Here is a 15,622-nt window from a genome sequence, read left to right as displayed (position 1 = left end):
CGTATACGATCACGGGGTGATCCGCCCGGCCGGGCTGAGAGCGGGCTTCCACGCCCACCTCGCCGGGGCCGGCGTGCCGGGGCTCGTGCACGCCGGAGACCAGCGGGCCCCGTCGTCATGGCTCATCTCCGAGCACCGCCACGAGGTGTGGGAGCTCTACCTCCAGACGGACGGCCCCCCGACGAGGTGGCGGATCGGCGACGCCGAGTACGAGGTGCCGCCAAACGGGCTGCTGATCGTGTCCCCGCACGTGGCGCACCACATGACCCGGCCCGCCGACACGGTCTGGCAGTTCATGTTCGCCGCCTTCGACGCGCCGCTCCTGCTGCCCGAGGTCCCCTGGCACCGGTTGCCGTCCTTCGTGGCGGACGCTGCCTCCGCCGTCACGCCCTTCGAGACGTTCCTGCGTGAGGTGACCACGACGCGGGCGCTGCGCGTCCCCGGGCTGCGGGCCAGCGCTCAGCACCTGCTCGTCGAGGTGGCCCGGCTGCTCACCCCGGGCGACGCGACCGGGCGGCTCCGCCTGCACCCTGCCGTGGCCCACGTCCTACGCCTGCTGGAGACCCGCTATGCCGAGCGCCTGCCCCTGTCCGCACTGGCCAGGGCGGCCGGGCTCTCGCCGTCGTACCTGGCCGAGCTCTTCACCGCCCAACTCGGTGTGAGCCCCGCCCGCCACCAGGCGCGCCTGAGGATCCGCCGGGCCAGGACCCTGCTCGCCGAGACCCGGCAGAGCATCACGTGGATCGCGGCCGAGCTGGGCTTCTCCTCACCTCAGCACTTCGCCACCGCGTTCCGGTTCCACACGGGCATGACACCGCGCGAGTACCGCCGCGTCACCCAACTGTCGGATCCTGCACCGCCGAGGCCCGAGGTGGCCGGCGGCCGGCTCAGTCCTCCTGGGCCGGCATGCGAAGGACGAAGCGGGCGCCGGTATGGGAGTCCTCGATGGTGAGCGTGCCGTGGTGCGCCTTCGCGATCTCGCGGGCGATCGGCAGGCCGAGTCCGGAGCCGCCCGCGTCCCGGCTGCGCGAGTCGTCCAGGCGGGCGAAGCGCTGGAAGACGATTTCGCGCTGGTCGTGCGCGATGCCCGCGCCGTCGTCGAGTACCTCCAGCACGGCCTCACCGTCCTGCTGCCGAACCGTCACGATGATGTGTGACTCGGCGTGCCGCTCGGCGTTGTCCAGCAGGTTCGTCAGCAGGCGGGCCAGCTGCAACCGGTCGCCCGTGACGACCACGTCCGACTGCAGGTTGGGGATGACACGTTTGGAGCGCGGCCTGGCGATCTCAGCGGCGGCCAGCTCGCCGAGGTCCATGGGTTCGCGGCGGTCCGGGGCGCCCGCGTCCAGCTTGGTCAGCGTGAGCAGGTTGGTGACGATGGCCTGGAGCCGATCCAGGCTGGTGAGCACTTCGTTGCCCGTCGCCTGCCAGTCGGTGTCCTCGGGATGGAGCAGGGCCCCCTCGACCTGGGTGCGCATCGCGGTGATCGGGCTGCGCAGGTCGTGCGAGGCGTCGCCGGCGAACCTGCGTTGCTGCTCTATCGCCGTCTCCTGCTGTTCCATCGCCGCCTCCAGCTGTTCCAGCGTCTGGTTGGCGGTCTCGGCCAGTGCCCTGATCTCGTCGTCGTTCTCCGGCACGGGGACGCGCATTCCGCCGCCGCCCGCGGTGATCTCGGCCAGCTTCTTCCTGATGCTGTCGACGGGCGCGAGCGTCCTGGCCACGACGTGTGACACGCCGTACCAGGTCAACGACACCAGCAAGATCATTAGGCAGATCTGAAAGATGATCACTTTCGGGCTGACGTACCAGGGCACCGCCGGGTCGAAGGCGTAGATGACCCATGCGCCGTCCGGCTGGTACGCGTGCAGGGCGACCGCGATCTCGCACCGGCCGGGGAATCCGCGCAGGTCGCAGATCTCCGCGACGTCGTTGGCGTGGTCCCGATGCGGGATCTCCCTCGTGAGAGGGGGCAGGCCGGCCAGGTTCGGCGTCGAGGAGACCACGCGCCCGGCCGGGTCGACCACTTGGACGCCGTCGAGGCCGTCGGAGGTCACCCGCGGGGCAAGCTGGTTCCGCTTGACCAGGAGAAGCACGCGCAGCGCCTTGCTGGACACTTCCTGTGCCTCGGCATCGGCGACCTCGTTCCGGAGGGCGTACAGCACGAAGGCGCTGACGACGATGTTCAGCAGCAACATGGCGATGCTGGCGAAAAGTGCCAGCCGTGTACGCAGCGACCGGCGCAAACGTGTGCTCACGCGCCTTCCCCCGGCATTCAGGGGATCACATTCGTCGCGTTCGTCGCTAATCAAGGGAGATTCCCCGACAAAGACAGACAACCGTTACGGAGCAGGCATCGAGCTGATGGTGGAGTAAGCGCCCGTCATAGGACAGGTCGAGACCACGTCAGCACTCGTCCCGCCGGTGTCGCGCCGTCCCTGGCGCTCCCCCGTCCCGTGGCTAGATGGCAGCGGAATTGATCTTCGTACTGAGGGCCGTTGGGACAAGTTGATGACCAAGGTAGGACGAATTGCAACCGGCGTGGGCCTGCTCGCCGCCCTGTGCGTGCCGGGTCAGGCCGTCGGCACTCCCGTAGGGGTGGCGATGCCGGGACCGGTCACGGCGCCGCCGGTGTTGGACCTGGAGCTGGACGGCGATTCGCTCTCCCTCCGGGACGCCTTCGCGATCCTCGAGGGCCGTCCCGTGACGGCGCACCTCGCGGCGGCCGCGCAGGCGAACATGAGCAGAACGCGGGCCGGAGCGCTGGCGGCCCTGGACGACCAGCGGGTGTACGGCTGGAACCAGGCGCTCGGGCCGCTGAAGGACCGTCCGCTCTCCCCCGAGCAGGCGGAGCAGTTCCAGCGCAACGTCCTGCGCTCCCACGCCGCGGGCGTCGGGGAGCCCCTGCCCGACAACGTCGTCAGGCTGGCCCTGATCCTCAAGGCGAACCAGATGGCCAGAGGAACGTTCGGGGTGCGGCCCGAGGTGCCCCAGCGTCTGCTGGCCATGGTCAACGCCGGGGTCGTGCCGCGGATGCCGCAGATCGGCTCTCTGGGCACCGGGGACCTGCAGCCGCAGGCGGCGGCGGGGCTGGCGGCGCTCGGCGAGGACGCGCCCGTGCGTTATGGAGGTGAAGAGGGCCCCGCCTCCGAGATGCTGCCGAAGGCCGGGCTGCCCAGGGACTTCACCTTCGAGGCCGGGGAAGCGCTGCCCATCATCAGCGGCAGCACCGTACTGGCCGCCACGCTGATGGACGCCGTGCACCGGGCCACCGTGCTCGCTGACCAGGCAGAGGGCGCCTTCGCCCTGTTCATGGAGGCGACCAGGGCCGAACGGGGATCGCTCGACGCACGTACCCACAAAGAACGCCACATCCCCGAGGAGAACGCGGTCGCCGCGCGGCTGCGCGCGATGGTGGAGGGCTCTGGCTGGATGACGGAGGAGGGCCGCGAGCGCCTCGATCCGGCGAACTATCACCCGCGGGTCCAGGACGCGGTGTCGGTGCGGGCCGCGCCGCACATCATGGCCGGGTTGCGGCACGTGATCGACGACGCGCGCCAGGCTCTGGTACGGGAGGCCAACTCCTCGACCTCCAACCCGCTGATCTTCAAACGCAAAGAGGGCCCGGGGTACGAGTTCGTGATGGGCGGCAACTGGGACGGCTCCGTCATGGGGCATCTCGCCGACACCCTGAACGCGGAGATCACCGACATCGGGGTGCTGTCGCAGGAGCTGTCAGGGCGGCTGCTGTCCCCCAGGTGGAGTTACGATCTGCCGGCGAACCTCGCCGGCGGGACTGTCGGGCTGAACTCCGGGATGGTCCAGGTGCAGACGGTCGCCGCGGCCCTGATCCCGGAGATGCAGGCCAGGGCCACGCCGGCGGGGACGCTGTCCCGGCCGGTCAAGGACGGACAGGAAGACCACAACACGATGGCGATGGCCTCCGTCCGGCACCTGCACGAGAACCTCGACCGGCTGGAAATCGTCCTGGCGGTCCAGTACCTGATGGCGGCCCAGGGCATCGACCTCATCGCGGAGAAGATGTCCGGCTTGGCGCTCGGCACGACGACGCAGAGCCTCCTGGCGGAGATCAGGAAGCACATCGCGCCCCTGGGCGAGGATCGCTATCTGACCCCTGACTTGGAACGGGCCATCTGGCTGGTGCACAACGGGTACCTGACGCCGTCCGTCGCCCGGTGACGTACAGGCTCTTGACGGCGCGTGTAAGGTTCTCGAAGTGCCTGATCAGCAGTCGCGACAAGGGTGATTCGCATGTCATACCCCTCCCATGATCGCTATGACTCCCGCCCGGGACGGGCCCGGCCCAGGGTGAATCCAGCGCGAGTGTGGGGAGGCGGCGTGGCCGCCGCCGTGGTGGCCGCACTGATCGTGGTGGTCGGAGTCATGATCAGCAAGAAGCTCCTCGGCATCCGCGTCCTCACCCCCGACGGGGCAACCGCCTACGGCAGCGCGGCGACCACCGGTTACGCGATCTCGGCCGCCGTCGTCGCGCTCGTCGCCACGCTGCTGCTCTACATCCTGATGCTGTCGACCCCGGAGCCGACCAAGTTCTTCAGCTGGATCGGCGGGCTCTGCACCGTCATCATCACGTTCCTGCCGTTCATGCACTCCGCCGATCTCATCCCGCAGATCGTCACGGCCGTCATCAACCTGATCATCGGCATCGCCATCCTCTCGCTGCTGGCGTCGATCGGGCGTACGGCCATCGAGGAGGTGCCGGATCCGGGACCGTACCCGTACGAGCAGCCCCGCGGGTACGAACAGCCCCGCGGGTACGAGCAGCCTCGGGGCGGGTACGAGCAGCCTCGTGGATACGAGCAGCCGAGGCACGAGCAGCGGCCGCGTGACTACGAGCAGCGCCGACACGAGCGCCGGGACTACGACCCGTACGACTGATCGGGCGTTCGCAGGCATCACCCATCATGGCCTTATGAGCGAGGAGCCCCTGGCAGGGGGGAACAATGCCGTGGAAGTCGTGCGTGCCGGTGACACGGTTCGCCGCACGCGCGACAACCGGGCCGACTTCGCCGCCCAAGTACTCACCCACCTGGAGCACGTCGGCTACCCCCACGCTCCGCGCTACCTGGGCATCGACGAACAGGGCCGGGACATCCTGACTTTCGTCCCGGGCACCACCACCGACCATCCCACGCAGCGAGCACCCGGCGCTTATGCGCGCGGAGGCCGCATGCTGCGCAGCCTTCACGAGGCAACGACCGGACACGCCCTGGCAGCCGGCCAGGAGTGCGTCATCCATGGCGACCCCGGCCCCTTCAACACCATTTTCCAGAACGGCCTGCCGGTCGCCTTCATCGACTGGTCATCCTGCCGCCCCGGCAATTGGCTCGACGACCTGGGCTACATGGCATGGACCTGGTGCATCCAGTCCGAAGGTCACGTACCGATCAGCCAACAGGCCCTGCATCTGCGTGAACTCCGCGACGGTTACGGCGCCGTCGCCCCAGAACCACTCCTGGACGCGATGACGCGCCAGCAGACCGGCATCGCCGAGACGGAAGCCGCCAACATCGACAACCCGAAGATCACCGCCGCCCGTCGCCGCCACGCCGAAGCAGCCGTCACCTGGGCCACCAATGACCGCCGGCTCATTCGCCGGCACACGGAGCTCCTGCTGTCTGCGCTGCGGTAGGAGAAGATGAACAAATTGACGGCGAGGAGCGCTGGGTGAAAATCACTGACGCCGATGTCCGCTGGCTCGCCCACGGGTGGGAGTTGGGCGACGTATGGTGTCTGACCTTCGTACGGGGTCTCGACGAGGCAGAAGCACTAAGGCGGTTGGGCGCCGCAGAGGAGAGCATCCGTCCGCTGAGCTACAGGGAACTGACGGATGAAGGACTGTTCCCTCGTACGGTTCTGGCCGGGCGCCTTGAGGGTTGGGCCGTGCTCATCGAGCGAAACGGCAGCGAGGCGACAGAACCCGATGCCGTGCGAGCGCTGTCGGCCGGAACGGATCTCGTATCCGTATCCCGGCATGACTACGCGACCGATCTGTTCGTATATGCCGTTGACGGGGATCGGCTGACTTCCTTCGATCCAAGGAAACCTGCATGGCGGTACGGCAGCGATCCGGATCGCCTGCTGGGCAAGATGCGGGATGTGGGCGTGAGCGGAGCACTGATGCTCGCGGCCCAGCTGAGCGGCGTCGTGTTGACCCGGGAAGTATTGAACGGACCGCTTGTGGGCGGTGTTGTCGGCTCTCATGTCGACGACACCCTGGAAGAGGGTGCTGGGCGACCAGAGACAATATCGCACACGGCCGTCGATCTCTTTGCGGCGATCCGACGAGATGAGGAGCAGGGGTAAGCCACCGCGCGGCAGGCACGCACCTAGCCCGAGGCGGTGTCAGACGTGCGGGTGGCGTGCTGCGAACAGGATGTGGGTGCCGCCGTCCAGGCATCCGGGCTCCTGGCAGGCGGTCACCTCGTGCTCCAGGAAGCGGGCCCACCGGGAAGGGTCGGCTTCCAGTACGGCGAGCGCGTCCAGGTCGCCCAGGGAGGCCCAGTTGCTGGCGCTCGCCGCCACGATCTCGGCGTCCGCGGCGCGGACCAGGGCCGCCAGGTCGCGGTAGCGGAACATCTGGCACACGTGCGTGTCGATGCCCTGGCCGGATTCGTGGCGCAGGTCGCCGGTGCGCAGGATCCGGTCGTTGGCGTCCTCGCCGATGGTCTCGGCCACCTTGACCACGCCGGGGAGAAAGTGCCGCCAGGCGCCAAGCAGCGACATGACCGAGCCGACGACCAGCCCACCTGACCGGGTGATCCGCAGCAGGCCGCGCATCGCCTCCTCGGCGTGCTCGAAGGTGTACGACAGCGGCCCGCCGTACGCGAGCACCAGGTCGAACTCTCCGTCGGCGTACCGGCTGGTGTCGCAGATGTCCAGAACCTCCCGCCGTTCCACGGCGGCGTCGCTCGCGCTGCCCCGCAGGTGTTCGGCGTTGAGCGCGAGCTGGACCGGGGAGAGGTCGGTGACCACGACGGTCGCGCCGAGGGCGGCCAGTTCGATGGTGAACCGGCCGGGGCCGGCGCCCACCTCCAGCACCCGGTCGCCCGGCCCGACGAAGCGGGTCAGGAAGCGGCGGTGGATCTCCAGGCTCACCCGGCCCCGGACATCGCCTGTGAGCCGGTCCCACTCGGCGTCACCGAACTCGTCGAAGTAGCGCCGCACATGTTCCCGCGACTCGATCGTCATGGCGAGCATGATTGCAACCGTGCCCCCGGACGTCGACTGAATTTCGGGTCGCGAGCACGGAGTTCCCCCAGCATGCCGCACCGGCAGATGGTCGGCGAGAGCGCCGCAGGCCGGCGCAGGTCCAGCCCGCAAGCCGGACGGCGCGCCCTACTGCATGCTGCGCCGGCCGGCGTACAGTCCCTCGTTGCGAGGACCAGCTTCCGGAAGTCCGCCTTCTCCCGGGCCGCGCGGGACCGTGGGCCGAGCGGGGTGGACTATCGGCAGATCGGCCTCCACCCATGCGTCGAAGCCGCCGATGACGTCGGTGGCGTTGTGCAACCCGAGTTCCCGTAACGCTGCCGCGGCCAGCGAGGATGAGTACCCCTCGGCGCAGATCACGATCCAGTGGATGTCGTGGGAACGTGCCTCGGGGATGCGGGACTCGCAGGTGGGATCGAGCCGCCATTCGAGATGGTTGCGTTCGATGACGACGGCTCCGGGTATCTCGCCCGCGGCCCGGCGCTGAAACTCGGGACGGGTGTCGGCGATCACCCCACCGCGGCGCGTGGCGGCCCAGGCCTCGGCGGGATGCAGGCGACGGAGCCCTGCGCGAGCCTGTGCCAGCAGACGGTCGACGCCGGTCGAGCGGGCGGCGTACTCGCAGGTCGTTGCCGAGACGTCGGGTGATTCCTCAGGCACGGAGGCACTCCAGGAGAGGTAGGGCGACGCGGGCGACCGGTGGGCTGGGGCGATCCGCGCATCGCTGACGGCGAAGGGGACGGAAGTCGCGCCGACGGCGGGAAGGGCCACCAGACGCCTGAACGCCCTCGAAGTTGATCATAGGCCCATGAACAACCACGTGATGCCCAGGCGGTGAACCGGAGCCAATGAGGTGATCTCCAGCTTGCCCTCGACCCTGCCCGCTCCTTCAGGTTGAGCAGCTTCAGCGGGTCATTGACGATAGCCCCGCCACCGGCGCCGCTATCGCGGCGAAACCGGTCATCGAGCAGGTGCCCACGATAGAGGTCCCGCCCACGGCGATGGCCCCTCAGTGGAAAGCGGAGGGGTGCGGGGTCGGCACTCGCGGGGGTCGCCCCCAGCGCGATCACACGGGATGATGCAGACATGACGATGAAGGCGCGCGAAACGCGCGCCTCGCGGCGCGTTGCATGTGGTCCCCGTAAATCGCTCGACGTTTCAGGGAGAGCGGATCATCAAGCTGTACGGGGCGTCAATAACGAAATTGCGCGCTAAGTTAAGCCCATCAAGGGCGTAGAAGCGGCTGATACCGGCGTTCGGGGCGCCGCTCCGCGCTGCGGTGGCGGTCGATCCGAGCACGCTCGACGACAAGGTGATCGTGGAGTTTCACGGGGCCGGCAAAGAGCCGGTGGCCGACGCGCACGCACGTCGAACTCATCCGCGACAGCGACGAGCGCTGATACACGCGCTTTCTCAGTGGGCTGCCTCGTACTGTTCCACGACAGTGGCGGCGATGCGGCCACGCTCACTTACCGGCAGGCCCTGCGCCTTGGCCCACCGCCTGACCTCCGTGGCCTTGTCACGGCTGACGCCCCGAGCCGTGCCGGCGCCTCCGCGCCGGCCGCGACCGCCCCTTTCGGCACGGACCGCACGAGCCTTGGTGATGAAGGGAGCGAGAGCCTTCTCCAGCCTCTCTCTGTTCGCGCCCGACAGGTCGATCTCGTAGCTCACCCCGTCGAGAGCGAACCTCGTGGTCCTCTCAGCGTCACTGCCGTCGATGTCGTCGACAAAAGATTCAACAATACGCTTCGCCATAAGGTGCTCCAATTACGTTACGGTTGCAGGTACTGTAGCTCGCTTCAGCAGATCACGCATCTCCGGGGATACTGCTCCTCCGGCAAGGAACTTCGCGAGCCGGCCCTGGACCACGACGCCTTTCGCGCATGCGGCGCAGACAGCGACATCGCCGTAGGCAGACTCATGCGCCCCGCCGCGGGATGTCATCCGACCTCCAGCCCATGGTGCGCACTAGTGGGGCCACGTCCCAGTCCACCGGCCCCTCCCCGCCGACCCTCCAGGTCTTTGCTTCCCATATTGCGATCGTACGGATGTCCAGCCTGCCACCAATGGCAATGAATCCGCTATGTTGAATCCAAATTCAAAGCTCGCCGCATTGCCGATGTGGTGCATTCCCGTGACGCTCTTCCCGATCAGCGCACGGCGCGGGGTGACTGCGGCCGTTCCCGCCCGGCAACCGCCTCTCGGGTGGAGCTTCCGTCCATGACTTTCCTCCGGCCGCCGTCCAGATCACCGTCACGCCCGCGTACGGGTAGGCGGACCTTGCGACGGGACGGTGAACGCCGTGGTCGCCACCGCGAAGGGGTGGAAGCAGGCGAGCCTGCGCGCCGAGGACCGGGTACGCCGGCTGGAACCGCGCGGTCACGTCCAGCCCTTACTTCAGCATCGCCGCCCAGGTGAGGGGCACCGGCTACACGACATCACTATCAGCGGCGGCGCCGGGGGCCGATGACGGCGTCCTCTCGGCGGCGCCATCCTCATCGTCGGCGGGGTGCTCGTTGCGTCGCCTGCGCCCGTGGTACGCCGGGTCGGAGATGTCCTCGTCCGTGGAGCCGTCCGGGGCGAACGCGTCGAACGGGGTGGTCGCCGCGGGGATGACGATGCGCTCGAACGGTCCGGTGTCGACGATCGACTCCAGCGGTCCGGTGGGGAAGACGACCTCCAACGGCTCGGTCAAGGCGGCGGGCTCCTCCTGAGGGGCCGGGCCGGAGTCGGGGCTGGACGGGCTGGTCTCGGGTCGCCGGTTCGCCTGCTCGGTGGGTGCAGGGGTGGCGGGTGGGTCGCTGTCCTGTTCGCCGGGTGCGACGGTGTCGAGTGGCAGGGCGGCGGCGGCCTCGATGGCTTCCAGGAGTTCCCGCCTCCACAGGATGCCCTCGTCGGGCTCGGCGGTGCTGTGGCGGGGGACGTGCGTGGACGGGCTCGGTGCCATGGGCGCGGCCACGGCTGGGCGGGCCGCGCGGCGGGCCTTGACCACGGCGAGCATCACGAGCAAGGCCACCACTGCCACCACGGCCGAGGTGATCATTATCGGAGTGAACGAGTTCGACGATGGGCCGGCGATCGAGGTGTGGAGGTGCGCGGGCAAGACGGTCCCGGTCGTGGTGCTGGACGCCGCCGGCATGGCACTGGTGGCCTGCTCGGGGACGGGCTCGGCCGCGGAGGTCGCGGTCGGCTCGGACGAGGAGGGGGTGGTGGTCTGCGCGTCTGTGGAGGTGACGGTCGGCTCGGCTCCGGACGTGGCCGCCGGCTCGGTTGAGGAGGAGGTCGGCTCGGATTCGGAAGAGGCCGCCGGCTCAGCTTGGGAGGAGGCCGACTCGGATGGGGCGGCGGTCGACGAAGGGGCGCTGGTCTCCGGAGCCGTCTGCGGCACCGATGCGGTGGCCGTGGCCGATGGCGTGTCAGCGGTCGGGGCTGGGGCCGCGGTGGCCGTGGAGGGCTTGTCGGAGAGGGTTGGCGTTGGGGTGGCCGTGGCCGATGGCACTTCAGAGGTCGGGGTTGGGGTGGGCGTGGCCGACGGCATGTCAGAGGTCGAGGTGGGGGTGGGCGCGGTGGGCGGCATGTCAGAGGTCGAGGTGGGGGCGGGTGTGGCGGGCATGTCAGATGTCGGGGTGCCTGTCGGAGCGTCGGAGGAGCTCGGGGCTGGGGCTGTCGCGGTGGGCGGCGTGTCCGAAGCCCGAGTCGGAGCATGTGTGGGGCGGCCCTCAGCGGGAGACGAGTGGGAGTCGTCCCGCTTGGTACCGGGGTTCAGAGGGCTGGCCGGCTTCCCCTGCGAGTGCGGGCGGCCTCCGGCGTCCGTGCCCGGCCGGTCAGCGGCGGGCCGGCCGGGCCCTTGGGGCGCGTGGTCATCGGTTGCCCGAGGGGCCTGGTCGTGGGGTTTCTGGCCTGTCTTGTCACCGGGCGACCGCTCTTGGCCCACGTGGGTGCCGGGCGGCTGGCGGGGTGCGCCGTGGCCAGATTGCCCGTGGGTCCCATCCGGGTTGGGCCGTGCGATGAACTTCTGCATTTCTGGCGTCATGGAAGTGGGGAAACCTCCCGGACGAGACCGGCCTTAACCCACAGACCCTGACAAAAGGGGTAATGCAGGACTGAAGTGAATAAACCGGAAGCCTGTGATAGGGCGAGAGTACCTTGCCATTTCCGCAGGTCAAGTGCCCTTCAAGGGAGGTTCAACGGTTACGTCGAGAGTAAAGTCCCAGGTCAGAGGCACTGTCCCGACATAACCCCTGATGGGCGATATATAGAAAGATCTACCTAAATTCGGTCCATTGGCTCGCCGTCGGGGCATGAGCGACTCCGGCGTCGGTCCTCAGCGCCTGTGATCGAAGCCGGGAAAGCACCCCTGGCTCGGATACCGCGCCCTGGACCAGCCGATGACATGGATTTCGTTGTGGCAGCGAACCAGAGCTCGAAGATTCGTCTTCTGCGGACCTCGACCACGTCTGCTGTCCATCGCGGGGTCCTCCCGTTCGTCGTGAGGGTGTCACACGAAATCGCGAAGCGCCCGCAGCGGGCGCTGGATGGGAGGGCTCGTCATGCCTGATTTCCTCGCCGCCATCTACTCTCTGCGGCCGCGCAATGACTTCGCCCGGTCCGCGTTGCCCGACGCCCCGGTCAGGGCTGCCAGGCAGCGGAAGACCAGGACGTTCCGGCTTCCTTTCGCCGGCGTACTCGTCCGGCGTACAGTCAAGCCCGCCAACTTGGAGGAACCGTGCGGTACGTGATGTTCGTCTGCGACAACGAAACTGTCGGAGTGCCTATGGATGAAGCCGACCCGGCGTCATGGGTGCGCGAGATGGACCGCCGTGGAGTACGCCTGCAGGGGGCGCGCCTGCGGCCGGGCAGCGATGCCACGACCGTTCGGGTGCGCGGCGGTGAGGTACTGCTGTCCGACGGGCCGTTCGCCGAGACGAAGGAGCAGATCGGCGGCTTCGACCTGATCGAGTGCGAGGACCTCGACGAGGCGATCGAGGTCGCCTCCAAGCATCCCTCCGCCAGGTTCGGCTGGGTCGAGGTGAGGCCGCTTTGGGAGGAGTGACCGCCGAGGTCGAGGCGGCGGTCGCCGAGTCCTTCCGCCAGGAATGGGGCCGCATCGTCGCGACCCTGATCCGGATGACCGGCGACTGGGATCTGGCCGAGGAGTGCGCGCAGGAGTCCTTCGCGCTGGCGCTGGAGCGCTGGCCGCGCGACGGCCTTCCGCGCCGTCCCGGCGCCTGGCTCACCACGGCGGCGCGCAACCGGGCGGTGGACCGCTTGCGCCGCAGGTCGACCGAGGCGGCCAAGCTACGGGAGGTGGCCACGATGGCGTCCGGTGATGACGCCTTCGGCTCCGGCGAGGGTGGCGACAGCGGCGTTTCCGACGACCGGCTACGGTTGATCTTCACTTGCTGTCACCCGGCGCTGCCGCTGGAGGCGCGGGTGGCGCTGACGCTGCGCACCCTGACCGGCATGACCACCGCCGAGATCGCCCGGGCCTTCCTGGTCACCGAGGCGACGATGGCCAAGCGCCTGGTCCGGGCCAAGAGCAAGATCAGCAATGCCGGCATTCCGTACCGGGTGCCGCCGGCTCATCTGTTGCCGGAACGGACTGGTTCGGTGCTCGCCGTGCTGTATCTCCTGTTCAACGAGGGCTATTCCGCCAGCGCGGGCACTGACCTGGTGCGGTGGGATCTGTGCGCCGAGGCCATCCGTCTCGCGCGCCTGCTGACACGGCTGATGCCGGACGAGCCCGAGGCGCACGGCCTGCTCGCTCTCATGCTGTTCCACCACTCCCGCCGCGCGACTCGCGTCGACACCGCCGGTGACTTGGTGACCCTGGATCACCAGGACCGTACGCGATGGGACCGCGGCGAGATCGACGAGGGCGTCGCCGTCCTGCAGGCGGCCCTTCGACGTGACCGGCTCGGGCCCTACCAACTGCAGGCCGCCATCGCCGCCTGCCACGCCACGGCCCTCCGTGCGGCCGACACCGACTGGGCACAGATCGCCGCGCTCTACCGGCGGCTGGCACAGGTCGTACCGTCTGCGGTAGTGAGGCTTAATCAGGCGGTGGCGGTGGCGATGGCGGACGGCCCCGCAGCCGGACTCGAGCTGGTGGAAACCCTCCACTCCTCGGGCGAACTGACCGGGTACCACCTGCTCCCCGCGACCCGCGCCGACCTGCTCCGCCGCCTCAACCGCCTCGCCGAGGCCGCCGGCGCCTACCGCGAGGCGCTGGCCCTGGCCCCCACCGAGGCCGAACGCCGCTACCTGGCCGACCGGCTCGCCGAGACCGTCCCCAGCGGCGAAGGCTGATGGACAGACCTGGTAGCCGAGCCGCAACCACGGGCTCGGGCATCATCGCTATCTGCGGCCGTCCGAGCTCTCCACATGCTCGGAAGTCTGGGTGGGGCCGCCGTCGCGGATCCAGACGGTCATGTCGGAGAGGCCGCGGTTGCCCCAGGAGAAATAGGGCACGGCGGTCAGCGTGACGCCCCGTCGGCCCAGCGGGCGGTCACCGTACAGCCCGCCGTCCGCGGTGGCGTCGGCGGTGGCGTCGGCGTGCAGGGTGACGACGCCGGTCCGCTCGTCGGGGATCGCGCGGATCGGTACGTCGCGGGCGAGGGCGAGGTTGTGTACGGCGCCGTCATGGTCGACGCCCTCCACGCAGAACACCACCGGCCCGCGCTCGAGGGCGAGTTTGCCGGCGGCCGAGGCGACGGCGGGGTGCGCCCATGTACGGCGCACTTCCATGCCGAGGTCGATCTCGACCTGGTCGCCGGTCCGCCAGGGGCGGGAGAGGCTGAGATAGCCGTCGCGGAGGACGGGCTGCTGGACGGGTTCGCCGTTGACGGTGACAGTGGGTCGCGGGCTCCAGGCGGGGACGCGGATGGCCAGGGTGAACTCCAACTCGTCATCGGTGGGGCTGACAGTGACCGTGAGATGGCCGTCCTGGGGGTAGCGGGTGTCTTGGCGGAGGGTGACCTCACCGCCGGTGAGGGTGAAGCGGGCGGTGCCGGCCACGTACAGGTTGATGACGGCTTCGTCGGGTCCTTGGGCGTAGATGTAGCGGCCGAGTTCGCTGAGCAGCCGGGCGAGGTTGGGCGGGCAGCAGGCGCACTCGAACCACTCCTGCCGGGCGGCGGTGCCGTCGCTGGCGAGGGGGTTGCCGTAGAAGTAGTGGGTGCCGTCGGCGGAGGCGCCGCTGAGGACGCCGTTGTAGAGGGCACGTTCGAGGGTGTCGATGTAGTGGCCGTGGCCGGTGAGGTTGCTCATCCGCTGCGCCCACTGGACGAGGCCGATCGCGGCGCAGGTTTCCGCGTAGCCGTGGGCGTCGGGCAGGTGGTGGTCGGGTCCGAAGCCTTCGATGCGGGGGTCGGAGCCGATCCCGCCGGTGACGTACAGCTTCTTGGTGGTGAGGTTGGTCCACAGTCGCCGTACGGCCTGGAGCAGCCGGTCGTCGTCGTACTCGCCGGCCAGGTCGGTCATCGCGCTGTACATGTACATGGCGCGGACCGAGTGGCCGACGGCCTCGGCCTGGTCGGCCACGGGCTGGTGACTCTGGTTGTACTCCCGGAACCGCCGCGTCTCCCCGGGCCGTTGGGGAAGCCTGGTGCCGAAGTAGCCGGGGGTGCCGCGGCGCTGTAGCTCGGCCTCGAAGTAGTTGGGCTGCTGTCCGCGCCAGTCGATGAGCCGCCGGCTGAGCTCGAGGTAGCGGCGCTCGCCGGTCACACGGTAGAGCTTGACCAGCGCGAGCTCGATCTCCTGGTGCCCGCAGTAGCCGCCGGCGCAGGGGCCGTCAGGGCTGAAGACGGTGTCGATCAGGTCGGCGTAGCGGCGCACGATGTCGAGCAGCCGGGTCTTCCCGGTCGCCTCGAAATGGGCCACGCCGGCCTCGATGAGATGTCCGGCGCAGTACAGCTCGTGGGCGTCACGGAGGTCGGTGAACCGTTGTCCCGGCTTGACGACGGTGAAGTACGCGTTGAGGTAGCCGTCGTCCTGCTGCGCGCCGGCCAGCAGTTCGATGGCCTCGTCGACGGCCTGGTCGAGCTCGGGGTCGTCGGTGGTGGCCAGGCAGTAGCTGGCGGCCTCGATCCACTTGGCGACGTCGCTTTCCCAGAAGATGTGCGGCTCATGCGGGTCACCCTGCCGCCAGGACAGGGTCAGGGCGTCGAACTGCTGACCGGGCCGGCGCATCTGGCCTTCCTGGTGCCGCAACGTACGGGTACGGATCAACTCGCGGCGCGGCGCCCAGAACCGGTCATCGATCGTGACCGCGGTCAACGGCAGCGGGTCGCGAGCACGCGCGGCGGCGGCAGAGGTCATGGTCATGAGGACTCCAAAACAGAAGTAGTCGTGAAATGGCTGGACATGTCGCAGGCAGACC

At 69.0% G+C, this 15,622-nt stretch carries 13 protein-coding genes; 7 read left to right on the top strand and 6 right to left on the bottom strand.

Features of this window, described 5'->3' with window-relative positions:
• Nucleotides 1–16: 16 nt before the first annotated feature.
• Nucleotides 17–952 carry a helix-turn-helix domain-containing protein gene (locus tag ACQPWU_RS22870; protein WP_433443254.1) on the top strand — a complete coding sequence of 312 codons (936 nt, stop codon included), beginning with the start codon at nt 17–19 and terminating at the stop codon, nt 950–952.
• Here the strand turns inward: ACQPWU_RS22870 and ACQPWU_RS22865 are convergent.
• A complete protein-coding gene (locus tag ACQPWU_RS22865; RefSeq protein WP_433443251.1) occupies nt 888–2,252 on the bottom strand; it encodes a sensor histidine kinase in 1,365 nt (454 codons plus the stop codon). The genes ACQPWU_RS22870 and ACQPWU_RS22865 overlap by 65 nt on opposite strands.
• A 253-nt stretch (nt 2,253–2,505) precedes the next feature.
• Between ACQPWU_RS22865 and ACQPWU_RS22860 the strand changes: the two genes are divergently transcribed.
• The 4 genes from ACQPWU_RS22860 to ACQPWU_RS22845 all read left to right on the top strand — a co-directional run bounded on the left by ACQPWU_RS22860 (nt 2,506) and on the right by ACQPWU_RS22845 (nt 6,339).
• Nucleotides 2,506–4,194 (top strand): HAL/PAL/TAL family ammonia-lyase, encoded by a 1,689-nt coding sequence (locus ACQPWU_RS22860; RefSeq protein WP_433443248.1) that lies wholly within the window; start codon nt 2,506–2,508, stop codon nt 4,192–4,194.
• Between the two features lie 72 nt (nt 4,195–4,266).
• A complete protein-coding gene (locus ACQPWU_RS22855; protein WP_433443245.1) occupies nt 4,267–4,911 on the top strand; it encodes a DUF6069 family protein in 645 nt (214 codons plus the stop codon).
• Nucleotides 4,912–4,945: 34 nt separating this feature from the next.
• On the top strand, nt 4,946–5,665 hold the full coding sequence (locus ACQPWU_RS22850; RefSeq protein WP_433443243.1) for an aminoglycoside phosphotransferase family protein: 720 nt from the start codon (nt 4,946–4,948) through the stop codon (nt 5,663–5,665).
• Nucleotides 5,666–5,700: 35 nt separating this feature from the next.
• The gene (locus ACQPWU_RS22845; protein WP_433443240.1) at nt 5,701–6,339 is read left to right on the top strand and encodes a DUF6461 domain-containing protein; all 639 of its coding nucleotides are present in this window, start codon (nt 5,701–5,703) and stop codon (nt 6,337–6,339) included.
• 39 nt (nt 6,340–6,378) lie between these two features.
• Here ACQPWU_RS22845 and ACQPWU_RS22840 read toward each other — a convergent pair whose 3' ends face one another.
• From ACQPWU_RS22840 to ACQPWU_RS22825, 4 genes are all read right to left on the bottom strand, one after another.
• The gene (locus ACQPWU_RS22840) at nt 6,379–7,233 is read right to left on the bottom strand and encodes a class I SAM-dependent methyltransferase (RefSeq protein WP_433443237.1); all 855 of its coding nucleotides are present in this window, start codon (nt 7,231–7,233) and stop codon (nt 6,379–6,381) included.
• A gap of 138 nt (nt 7,234–7,371) precedes the next feature.
• Nucleotides 7,372–7,902 (bottom strand): rhodanese-like domain-containing protein, encoded by a 531-nt coding sequence (locus ACQPWU_RS22835; RefSeq protein ID WP_433443234.1) that lies wholly within the window; start codon nt 7,900–7,902, stop codon nt 7,372–7,374.
• Between the two features lie 753 nt (nt 7,903–8,655).
• The gene (locus tag ACQPWU_RS22830; RefSeq protein ID WP_360699420.1) at nt 8,656–8,997 is read right to left on the bottom strand and encodes a histone-like nucleoid-structuring protein Lsr2; all 342 of its coding nucleotides are present in this window, start codon (nt 8,995–8,997) and stop codon (nt 8,656–8,658) included.
• Between the two features lie 673 nt (nt 8,998–9,670).
• Entirely contained in the window at nt 9,671–10,855 is a 1,185-nt protein-coding gene (locus tag ACQPWU_RS22825; protein WP_433443231.1) for a hypothetical protein, read from the bottom strand.
• Nucleotides 10,856–12,016: 1,161 nt separating this feature from the next.
• On the opposite strand from ACQPWU_RS22825, the gene ACQPWU_RS22820 reads away from it, so the two are divergent.
• The gene (locus ACQPWU_RS22820; RefSeq protein WP_433443228.1) at nt 12,017–12,295 is read left to right on the top strand and encodes a YciI family protein; all 279 of its coding nucleotides are present in this window, start codon (nt 12,017–12,019) and stop codon (nt 12,293–12,295) included.
• Entirely contained in the window at nt 12,292–13,551 is a 1,260-nt protein-coding gene (locus tag ACQPWU_RS22815; protein ID WP_433445270.1) for an RNA polymerase sigma factor, read from the top strand. The genes ACQPWU_RS22820 and ACQPWU_RS22815 overlap by 4 nt, the downstream gene beginning before the upstream one ends.
• A 48-nt stretch (nt 13,552–13,599) precedes the next feature.
• Here ACQPWU_RS22815 and ACQPWU_RS22810 read toward each other — a convergent pair whose 3' ends face one another.
• The gene (locus tag ACQPWU_RS22810) at nt 13,600–15,567 is read right to left on the bottom strand and encodes a glycoside hydrolase family 127 protein (protein WP_433443225.1); all 1,968 of its coding nucleotides are present in this window, start codon (nt 15,565–15,567) and stop codon (nt 13,600–13,602) included.
• Between the last annotated feature and the right edge of the window lie 55 nt (nt 15,568–15,622).

This window comes from Nonomuraea sp. CA-141351, assembly GCF_050944675.1.
In the GTDB taxonomy this organism is placed as follows: Bacteria; Actinomycetota; Actinomycetes; order Streptosporangiales; family Streptosporangiaceae; genus Nonomuraea.
Note: the sequence above shows the minus strand (reverse complement) of the source record. Positions and strands in the feature narration are given on the sequence as shown.

What these genes read in the sequence shown, in the direction of transcription:
- ACQPWU_RS22860 (WP_433443248.1), top strand. Translation starts at nt 2,506, where the DNA reads ATGACCAAGGTAGGACGAATTGCAACCGGCGTGGGCCTGCTCGCCGCC.
- ACQPWU_RS22855 (WP_433443245.1), top strand. Translation starts at nt 4,267, where the DNA reads ATGTCATACCCCTCCCATGATCGCTATGACTCCCGCCCGGGACGGGCC.
- ACQPWU_RS22850 (WP_433443243.1), top strand. Translation starts at nt 4,946, where the DNA reads ATGAGCGAGGAGCCCCTGGCAGGGGGGAACAATGCCGTGGAAGTCGTG.
- ACQPWU_RS22840 (WP_433443237.1), bottom strand. Translation starts at nt 7,233, where the DNA reads ATGCTCGCCATGACGATCGAGTCGCGGGAACATGTGCGGCGCTACTTC.
- ACQPWU_RS22830 (WP_360699420.1), bottom strand. Translation starts at nt 8,997, where the DNA reads ATGGCGAAGCGTATTGTTGAATCTTTTGTCGACGACATCGACGGCAGT.
- ACQPWU_RS22825 (WP_433443231.1), bottom strand. Translation starts at nt 10,855, where the DNA reads ATGCCCGCCACACCCGCCCCCACCTCGACCTCTGACATGCCGCCCACC.
- ACQPWU_RS22820 (WP_433443228.1), top strand. Translation starts at nt 12,017, where the DNA reads ATGGATGAAGCCGACCCGGCGTCATGGGTGCGCGAGATGGACCGCCGT.
- ACQPWU_RS22810 (WP_433443225.1), bottom strand. Translation starts at nt 15,567, where the DNA reads ATGACCATGACCTCTGCCGCCGCCGCGCGTGCTCGCGACCCGCTGCCG.